Raw genomic sequence first — 9,834 nt, forward strand, 5'->3', positions numbered from 1 at the left:
GCCTGAACTACGAACCAAAAAAAAGAAAACCTTCCTTCCGGAAGGCTTTTCGAACAGGGTCTAGCTAGGTCCCGCAAGGATAACGGGTAGGTAGTTGGATATGGGGATTAAGCTAAATCACCTTGGTCGCAATCAGGCAACGACAATTCTCCTGTTGTTAAGAATGTATCCAGTATTTTGCTTAGTATACGAAACGTGGATACATTTTATTTCAGTCGATGAACCATACTTTTTTAGAAAAAATTTTCCATGAAGCGGATGATTCGAACACAATTTACTTTGCTTTCTAGAATCTTGAGCACAGCTTGAGATCGGGAGTTTCCCCAGTTATGCAACTGAAATCTAGAGAATCGTTTAAAGGCGGATTGGCCTCTATCTTAGCTTTTTTTATCTGGGGTTTAATTCCAATTTATTGGAAACTACTCGACCAGATCAATCATTACGAGCTCCTCATGCATCGTATTGTTTGGTCCTTCGCCTTTTTGATTTTGATGCTCAAAGTGCGAGGGCGTTTAGGCATTTTTCTTCAAGCTTTTCGCAATAAAGCAATGGTGCGGATTCACGCGATAGGCGGTATCCTTCTTGCTCTTAACTGGTTCGCTTTCATTTACGCAGTAACCCATGAGCAAATTCTGCAGGCGAGCCTGGCCTATTTCATTGTTCCACTCGTAAATGCTGTCATTGGGTATTTGGTTTTGAAGGAGCCCATGTCGAGGCTTCGAATGGTTGCAGTTATTTTAGCCACGATCGGTGTGCTCAATGAGATTATTAAAGTCACCGAGGTTCCTTGGATGGCCCTTACTATGGCGGCTTCCTTTGGCACTTACTCCCTAATAAAGAAAAAAACGTCGCTCGGTACCATGACTGGCTTGGCCGTGGAAAACACAATTATTTTTCCACTCTCTGGGATAGCGTTGCTGGTTATGTCCTTCCTGGGAGAAGGAGCCATGTTGCACGATCCTTTCCCTGTTCGTGGATTGATAATTTTAACAGGACTTATCACTTCAATTCCTCTACTTCTTTTTTCCTATGGTGCAGCTCGAATTCAACTAAACACCTTGGGCTTTATTCAGTTTATTGGGCCGATGATGAAGTTTTTTGTTGCCGTTTGGATGTTTCACGAACCGATCACTGGAGGTAAGCTCGTAACATTTGGATTTATCTGGGCGGGAATTGCACTTTACATTTTGGATTCGTTGCGCGGCTCTCGAATAAAAGATGTGTCTCCTGATTTGTGATTCATTGACCAAGTGGCAAAACACTCTCTTAGTCTTAAGGTCATAACATTAAACTTTCAAACGCATAATAGTGGCAGTAAAGAAAAGGATCTGGATTCCGCTCACAATAATCGTGCTTTTAGGCGCGATTTTCTGTGCTGCCTGGTATTATGTTCCGGACTATGCTGAACGGCGATTTACGGAAAAGTTGGAACAGGTCGGTATTAAAACAGATTCAATCGAGTTTCGTATCGAAGGATTGTCTCGACCGGTTGTTCGAGGTCTGAGTCTTAGAGTTTCCGGTATAAATTTGGTCGCTGAATCCATTGAATTTGGATCGTTTTTCGATGGTTACGGAGAGGATAAACCGCTCAAGGTGACAGTTCATGGTCTCTGGGCCGGTATTAATGCGCATATTCCTGAAGGTATATTGTCAGTGAACAACGCTATCTTGGCTCTTCCGGAAAAAGAAAGCTTTCTTTCTCCCATCCCGGTGGAGATCCGATTTGAAGAGGGTGTGGTTTTATACGAAAATCATGGCCGTCAAATTGAAGGCCTGGTCGATGGTAAGCTGTTTATTGAGAACACCGTCGTAAACTGGGAGGTGAAAGTCGAGGTGCGAGATCACCCCATCAAAGGGCGTGGATTCTTTGACTGGGATTCCGGACTTTCAGATATTGCCGGAGAAATGGACCTAAGCTCTGAATTGGGGCAAGCAATCTGGGACATTTTAAACGAAGATCCTCTTTTTGATTGGACGGCCGGGCGGCTCCAGACTGCATTCCACTTCGAAGGTGAAGATTTCCGTTACCAAACAGGACAAATCCACGGTATTATTAGTGAAGCCGCCATCGGTCTGGAGTCTTTGGATGTGCTTGATGCGGATCATGTCGCTTCAATTATTTGGACACCTGGACATACAACCATCGATTTCGCAGGTAGTGGAAAACTTTCTCGGCTCGTGGATGCGCCCTTTGATTGGACAGGATCACTTTCTGTTGAGGCAGGACCGGTCGTCCAATTTCGGCTAAATGAGGCTTCAATTTCTCCGAACTACACTTTTGGTGCCTTTAAGCTTACTCAGAACTCAGGCAACCAAACTCCGCTTGAAATTTCTTTATTGGGAAGAGAGGAGGGTCTTGATTTTCAAATATTGGGATTGGATATGCTTTTCGGAGGCGAGCTTGGTGAGAAACTGACCAGTTCGACCGTGGATCTGATGGTCAATGGGCATTGGCAAAACCAAATGATCGTCGACTCCTCCATCGATCTTTGGCTACGAGATGGGATTTTTATGACTCCGATGTTTCAAGCCGAGATCGGAGAGACCATTCTTAATGCACAGATTTCCAATCAAATGCTTTCGGATAATCTGATCCCACAATTATTGGAAGCTCCCCAGGATTTTATCCGGTTTGTTAACTTGAGCGAAGTGAATCTTTTTCGATATGCCGAACAGGTTGGGGAAGGTATTGTGGTCGATTGGATTCCCGGAAATGAATCTCCCCTTAAAGTGATTGGTGACTTTGCCGTCATTGGACCCACCGAGCTTGTCATAAAGCCAGATCCTGGCTCAACAACTCAACTATCAACGGGTACTCTTTATCTCGATCCGGGTGAGTTCCGTTTTGATTACGAGCTAAGGAGCGCAAATCCAAATAGCGGTCTGGAGGCCCGTTTAAGTTTTTCAGATTATCCGATCCAGGATTACCCGAACATGGCCGATTGGTTCACGGGAGAATTTGATATCACGGGGGTTCTTTCCGGGCATGTAGTCCTCAAACTCACTCCTGAGGCGCTTATTCCGCGTGTGCATTTTAATTTGGACGATATTCTCTACGCCAGTGGAAACCTGGTCATGGATAATGGCAGCTATTCCGGTATTATTGAATCATTTGAACCCTTTCAATTGAAGACAACTGAGCCTTTTAAAGCCTCTATGGTACAGGTAAATGGCTGGCCCATTACGGACCTCCAAACAGAATTTGAAATCAACAATAGGATTAATATTTCCAATACTACTTTTTCCGCATTGGGAGGGTTCATCCAATTGTCGGATATTTCAATGGGAACGGAAGACCTCTTTATCGAATCCGAAATTGGAGTGAGTAACATCCTGACCGATGAGGTCTTACAATTGATTCCAAAAGTGATCGGAATAGCTGAGGGAAGCATTTCCGGCGTGGTACCTTTTCAATGGGATCTAAAAGAAAACAAATTTTCCTTGGGTCGTGGTCATCTTTATTCTCCCGAAGGTGAACTTGGATTTATGAACCTAAAAATTTTCCGCCCCGAGAATGATCAAAACCTCCTGGAGGCCGATGATCGTTACAGCATGGTGGATGAAGCCCTCTCGAATTTGCAGGATTCTTCTCTCGATATCGATATTCTGCCTCCCAATGAACTTAACAAAGATACGCGCGTGCGTCTAAATATTAAGGGTTTCGTGGATTCCCGTTTTGTTAAGGCCCCTGTTGATGTTGTCCGGTACTATAGTCTACCCGTTGACAGCTTCAGACTAACCATGGATCAGGTTCGCCAAGATCTTCCTGGTATAAAGACCCCTGTAGATTAAGGAATATTGCGTCAGTGTGACGCAATTATACAAGAGCGCACATTGGAAATCTATATTGCGACATGTTGGCGCATTATAAATTCATGAGATTTCCTGTAAGTCATTGTTAAACAACGCTTAGGTTTCAAATACATTGTTGGTACGATTCTGGCAGAGTTAGGTTATCAAACACTTAACCTTAACCAAGAGAAAATTATGAAATACTTAACTCGAAGATATCCAAACACCAATCATCAACTATGGGGAGATTTTGAATCTTTCTTCAACACTCCCTCTCCAATGTTGTCCTCTTACAATTCCTTGTTCAATTGGGATTCCAATGCTTATCGACCAGCGATTGATTTGTTTGAAGATGAAGAAAACTACTTCGTCCAAGCAGAACTCCCTGGATTTGACCGCAAGGAAATCACTGTGGAGTTGGAGAAGGACCGCCTCGTACTCAAAGGGGCACGTCAAATAGCCGAAAAGGGTGAATCCTCCGAGGTTACCTTCCATCGTTCTGTTTCGCTGCCGGATTCGGTGAAATCCGAAAAGGTCGCAGCCAAATACGACAATGGCGTGTTGACAGTCACCATTCCGAAAGCGGAACCGACCAAACCACTACAGATCGAAGTTAAAAGCTAATATATCCCAATTCTATTAATATTATGAAAACAGAACTCACATGTACTAATACACCCATTAACAAGGCAGAAGCTACCGTATGTTATCAGCCAAGGTACACCGTCGACAGATCTGACAAAGATACCGTTGTTCAAGTTGAGCTTCCCGGAGTTTCCAAGGAGAACTTGAATCTGACCGTGGAAGATAAAGAACTGCTTCTTGAAGGTGTCGTGGCATCCAAACGACCAGAGTCGTGGAAAACGCTTCATCGTGAATCGCGGGATCGTACCTATCAACTTCGCCTGCGATTGGGCGAGCATGTTGACCAGGCTGGCATCCAAGCCTCGCTGGCGGAAGGTATTTTGACTCTTACAATCCCTAAAACTGAGGCGACCAAGCCGCGGCAAATTAAAATTAAGTAGAAATCTTGAGAAAGAATCTCATACCAATGGCCGGAAAATTTGATTTTCCGGCCATTTTGTTACCTGAATAGGCGTGCGAATCTGTTTCAGTCTAATTTATAATTTGTATGATACTCCGATAATTGCTGGAAATAAAACCCGTCTGGATTCAGTCCCATTGTATACTCTATGAAACAATTTAGTATCTTTCCCCTAGTTTTGCTCTTTTGTGTAGCAGGCGTTCAAACAGCAATTTGCCAGATTGTCCGTACGGATCAAGTTTCAGCAGAACTGGTTTCAGAAAATAAGACACTCATTCCAGGAAAAACCAACACGGTCGCCATACGACTTGAAATGGCGGACCATTGGCATACTTATTGGGAAAATCCTGGCGATTCCGGCTTGCCGACCACCGTGGATTGGAAGCTCCCAGAGGGAATAACAGCGGGGCCTCTTCAATGGCCTATTCCCCAGTGGATCAATTATTTTGATATGATTTCTTTTGCCTATGAGAAAGAGGTTTTTCTTCTCGTAGATTTGGAAGTGTCAGAAGATTTAAATTCCGGAGACACCGTTAACCTCTCCGCCAGTGTAGATTGGTTGGCGTGCAAAGAGGCATGTATCCCTGGTTCAGCCGATCTCAAATTAAGTCTTCAGCTTTCAAAAGAAACCGAAAGAAGCCGGTATGGTTCAGCGATTTCTTCTACCCGTGAAGCATTGCCCCAACAACTGGACGGTTGGGAAATGAAAGTGGTCGATAATGGAGAATCTTTCGCGCTCAGTGTGCTTGCTCCTGAAGGTTTTGATTTGGAAACCCACGATACGACTTATTTTACTTTGGACGGTTGGGTATCCAACGCAGGTCCAAGAACTTTTCTTGCTGAAGGTCGCTTACTCACCTTAATCCTTCCGAAAAGTGAGTACGAACCCGATGAAGGGAAAGACCGGTTTAAGGGAGTGTTGGCCTCCAAATCTGGCTGGGACTCAGATGGGGTTTATAAAGCTTTGAAAATAGATCTTCCGTTTTCTGAAAATGACGAGCTTGGGTCAAACTATGATACGGCTTCCATTGTTTCTACTACCCAGCCAATTTCCTCCAAAATCACATTTTCCATTCTGCTTATCGCATTCGGCGGTGGCCTCATACTCAATCTTATGCCCTGTGTGTTTCCTATAATTGGGATCAAAATATTTGGTTTTGCGAATCTTGCGGGTGAGGACCGTAGGCAAATCACCATATATGGTATTGTATTTTCGCTTGGTATACTGATTTCGTTCTTTGTTCTGGCTAGCATACTTATTTTTATACGTAGCACAGGAGAATCAGCTGGCTGGGGGTTTCAGATGCAGGAACCATTATTTGTCTTGGCGATCGCGGCACTCTTTCTCCTGCTCGCACTAAACATGAGCGGTGTATTTGTTGTTGGTGAGCGCGTGATGTCCACAGGATCATCGCTTGCTTCACGTTCTGGATTATCAGGAACTTTCTTTTCCGGCGTGCTTGCTACGCTTGCCGCAACTCCCTGTTCTGCTCCCCTCCTTGGTGTTGCACTTGGAGCTACGCTTACATTAAGCACAATGGGCACACTCAGTGTTTTCACGATGATTGCACTTGGCATGAGTGCCCCATACCTCCTCCTTTCCGCCGCACCAAACCTCGTAAGATACCTCCCCAAGCCCGGCGCATGGATGGAGTCGTTCAAGCAATTCCTTGCCTTTCCGTTGTATGCAACTGTCGGCTACCTACTCTGGGTTCTGAGCGGTCAAGTCGATGACGAACAGTTTCTCAATATATTTTTCGCATTTACCCTTATTAGCATGGCAGCATGGGTCTACGGGCGATGGGGCATTGTTTCGCAGAAAGACAAGATTCGCACTCGTGCAAAATTTGCGGCGCTTATCATCATTATTTCAGCTGGAGCATTAGGGACAAGAAAAGGAGATGAATCCTGGCAACCATGGTCGCCAGAAAAAGTAGCTCAACTCCGCTCCAATAATAAACCTATCTACATTGATTTCACCGCACGTTGGTGCGCAACTTGCCAGATTAACAAACGCAATGTGCTTTCGTCTCAGCAAGTGTTGGATGTATTTAAAAAGAAAGGGGTTGTTACCCTTAAAGCAGATTGGACAAACAAAAATCCCCTTATTGCAGACGCACTTGCAAAGTACGGCAAATCTGCAGTGCCACTCAATGTCATTTATCTCCCCGGCAAAGAAGAGCCTATCCTCCTCTCGGAAATCCTAACGAATAGTATGGTAATAAATGCATTAGAAGAAATGAAGTGAGTTGAGTTACCCGGTAAACGAACCTCACTTCTTCTGCGCGCTTCCTTTCAAAATCGTTGCTGCTTCTTTTCTATCGAGTTTTGTCGTTGTGAAGGAGTAAAACGGATCGTTGTGAGCTTCCATCCAATCATCCAGCTTCTTTTTTAAACCCTGTTTGATATCGTTGTGCTTCTTGGAATTCGCCAGGTTAACAATCTCTTCCGGATCTTCCACCAGGTGGTAAAGTTCCTCCCCCCATTCGGTGTAGATATTGTATTTCCACTCGCGGGTTCGAATGGTCCTGATGGGATTCACCCAGGTTTGTTTTCCGTAGTATTGGCCGATAACATAGTCCCGGTCTTTTGAGGAACCCTTTCCTGTAACCACCGATACCGCCGATTCCCCGTCGCATTCCAAAGGAGAAGCTCCGGCCAGTTCCATCAAGGTCGGTACAGTGTCCACATTCACCCATTGATGATCCGTCTTTTTTCCGGCGATTCCGGGGACGCGGATGGACATAGGGATGCGAAGCATATGGTCATACATAAACGGACCTTTGAAAATGAGCCGGTGAAAGGTGTCCATGTCCCCGTGGTCTGAAGTATTTATAACAATAGTATTCTGCCATAGACCCGTGTCTTTTAACTTCTGAACGACCCTACCCACGTGGTCGTCATACAGTTTTACTTTTTGCCGATAATAGTCGCGGTATCCTTTCCAGGTTTCCTCGTCGGCATTTACCATAAACTCCCCTTGATTGTCCTCCATAAATTCCCGGTGCACTTTCGGAACCGAATCAAAGTTCTGTTTCTTCCACGAGTCAGATAATTTTACGTCATCGGTGTGAACTACACTTATTCCAGGCTTGTAGTGGTAAATATCGTGGGGGTCTAAATACATGAGGAAAAGCGCGAACGGTTTTTCATTTTCAGTATGGCGTGTGAGAAAATCCAGACCCCGCTCGGTTGTCTTCTCGTCGGGACCTTTCTTAACTTCCTCGTCCCATCCTGCGTTGCCTGTTGGGTCATTTCCCAAATGCCATTTTCCGAATAGGGCTGTTTTGAATCCGGCAGTTTGAAGATGAGCTCCAATAGTTGGGAGCGTTATATCTGATCCACCCGAGGCATTACTGTTATTCATCATTCCAGTCTTATGCGGGTAGAAGCCTGTCAACATAGACGACCGACTCGGCGAACATTGTGCCGTTGTACAAAACGCGTTTTCGAAAACGGTCGATCTTTCTCTTAAGGCGTCTTGGTGCGGTGTGTCGAAGAATGGATCTACATCTCCCTGCGCCTGCCAATGCTGTTGGTCAGAGCACAAGTAGAGGATGTTGAGCTTCTTAGTCGGCTTGTCCGAATGCGAATTCGCGGTGAGAAATTGTGGAACCGCCATCGCTCCAACGACGGTCCCGGTTGATTGAATAAACTTACGACGGGATTGCTTCATGACTCAGGATACTTTTCGAATTTCAGTCTCTTTGTGTAATCGCTCCAGGTCAATCCTTGGAATTTTGTAATCTTTTATTGCGCTTTTTATTTTTCAACTTAGGTATCTTTAAAGTGCTAAGAAAAATAGAAGTAGCTTTGTTAGGGATTCTTTTGATTGGGTTTGCTGGTTGCGAATCTTCCAGCTCAATTTCTACAACTACCCCAGACGCTGAGCAGCCGGATGAAACACTGGCAGTCGCCGAGGAACAGCCAGAAATGGAAGAAGTAGAACCTCAAGTGACTTCTCCAGAGCTCGCACTAATAGCTGAAGAAAAATACCGTCTTGCTACCCAACTCCTTGAATTTGCAGGCCCCATTGAAGATCTCAGCTCAGAGAGCAAAAACGTACGTTGGCTTGCAGCAGATATGTTGCACACCGCAGTTGAATTGGATCCGACGGAATTTAAGTATTATCGTGATCTGTTCATGACTTACATGATCTTGCAAGAACCCGTAAAAGCGATGGAAGCTATCGAGCCTGCGGCCAATACTCCATCCTTGGCCGAAGAAGTAGCTGAATTTCAAAGCCTCGTTTTCGGTGCTCTGGAATACGCATCCCTGATCAAATCGGAGGGTTGACGTTTCAAGAAGGTCATCCTTTTTAGGATCCTTAAAAAGCTGTTGCTCAAAATTAGAGTGTAGCTCTCAGATACTCCTCTTCCCACAAATTGAGGATCTCCAACATCTGCTGTGAAAACAGCTCCCGATTAGTTCGCATCGCGGATATCACTTCAGGTGGGGCAGCCGAATTAGGGATTTGTTCGGTTCCCCAAAGTGTTATTTCAATGAGCAAAGGCATCAGGGTTTTCCCTTTCTCTGTTAGGTAATACAGTTTTTTGGTCCCATTGGTCGGGTGGGGGATGCTCTTAATAATTCCATCTTCGGTCAAAGATTTCAGTCGCGCAGATAAAATATTGGTCGCTATCCCTTCGGGAGATTCCAGGAACTCTTTGTACTCATGCAAATTGCGAAACATCAGGTCACGCATGAGGACAAGCGTCCACCGGTCACCAACAATATCCAACGCATTCGCTATCGGGCATTCAGATCGGCAAGGTCTTGTTTCAGTGGGCATTTTTAAAACCATTAAAAATTTAGTTGCATTTTGCAAGTAAGTAATCTTTCATTTACTTGCAGCATGCAAGTAATCAGCAGCTCATTCTAAATTCATCTAAATACTAAAGGGCACTTTGATAAATTAACTCATTGACAGTCAGTTGCTTATATACAATAAGAAGGTTATATATGAAATGCTATCAACCTTCCTTTTTTGATGAAGC

General features: G+C 44.6%; 8 protein-coding genes. 6 read left to right on the forward strand and 2 right to left on the reverse strand.

Going from position 1 to position 9,834, the window contains the following annotated elements:
- Positions 1–329 precede the first annotated feature (329 nt).
- From rarD to O3C43_23290, 5 genes are all read left to right on the forward strand, one after another.
- The gene (gene rarD / locus O3C43_23270; protein MDA1069407.1) at positions 330–1,238 is read left to right on the forward strand and encodes an EamA family transporter RarD; all 909 of its coding nucleotides are present in this window, start codon (positions 330–332) and stop codon (positions 1,236–1,238) included.
- Positions 1,239–1,308: 70 nt separating this feature from the next.
- On the forward strand, positions 1,309–3,792 hold the full coding sequence (locus O3C43_23275; protein MDA1069408.1) for a hypothetical protein: 2,484 nt from the start codon (positions 1,309–1,311) through the stop codon (positions 3,790–3,792).
- A gap of 195 nt (positions 3,793–3,987) precedes the next feature.
- Positions 3,988–4,416, forward strand: a complete 429-nt coding sequence (locus tag O3C43_23280; protein MDA1069409.1) for an Hsp20/alpha crystallin family protein — start codon at positions 3,988–3,990, stop codon at positions 4,414–4,416.
- A 23-nt stretch (positions 4,417–4,439) separates the two neighbouring features.
- Positions 4,440–4,817 carry an Hsp20/alpha crystallin family protein gene (locus tag O3C43_23285; GenBank protein ID MDA1069410.1) on the forward strand — a complete coding sequence of 126 codons (378 nt, stop codon included), beginning with the start codon at positions 4,440–4,442 and terminating at the stop codon, positions 4,815–4,817.
- 168 nt (positions 4,818–4,985) lie between these two features.
- The gene (locus O3C43_23290; protein MDA1069411.1) at positions 4,986–7,085 is read left to right on the forward strand and encodes a protein-disulfide reductase DsbD family protein; all 2,100 of its coding nucleotides are present in this window, start codon (positions 4,986–4,988) and stop codon (positions 7,083–7,085) included.
- A gap of 24 nt (positions 7,086–7,109) precedes the next feature.
- Here O3C43_23290 and O3C43_23295 read toward each other — a convergent pair whose 3' ends face one another.
- Positions 7,110–8,513 (reverse strand): sulfatase-like hydrolase/transferase, encoded by a 1,404-nt coding sequence (locus O3C43_23295; protein ID MDA1069412.1) that lies wholly within the window; start codon positions 8,511–8,513, stop codon positions 7,110–7,112.
- Positions 8,514–8,626: 113 nt separating this feature from the next.
- Here O3C43_23295 and O3C43_23300 point away from each other — a divergent pair, with 113 nt between their 5' ends.
- Complete coding sequence (locus tag O3C43_23300) at positions 8,627–9,133, forward strand: hypothetical protein (GenBank protein ID MDA1069413.1); 507 nt, start codon at positions 8,627–8,629, stop codon at positions 9,131–9,133.
- A gap of 52 nt (positions 9,134–9,185) precedes the next feature.
- Here O3C43_23300 and O3C43_23305 read toward each other — a convergent pair whose 3' ends face one another.
- The gene (locus O3C43_23305; GenBank protein MDA1069414.1) at positions 9,186–9,629 is read right to left on the reverse strand and encodes a helix-turn-helix domain-containing protein; all 444 of its coding nucleotides are present in this window, start codon (positions 9,627–9,629) and stop codon (positions 9,186–9,188) included.
- Positions 9,630–9,834 lie beyond the last annotated feature (205 nt).

It is taken from the genome of Verrucomicrobiota bacterium, assembly GCA_027622555.1.
Lineage (GTDB): Bacteria > Verrucomicrobiota > Verrucomicrobiia > Opitutales > UBA2995 > UBA2995.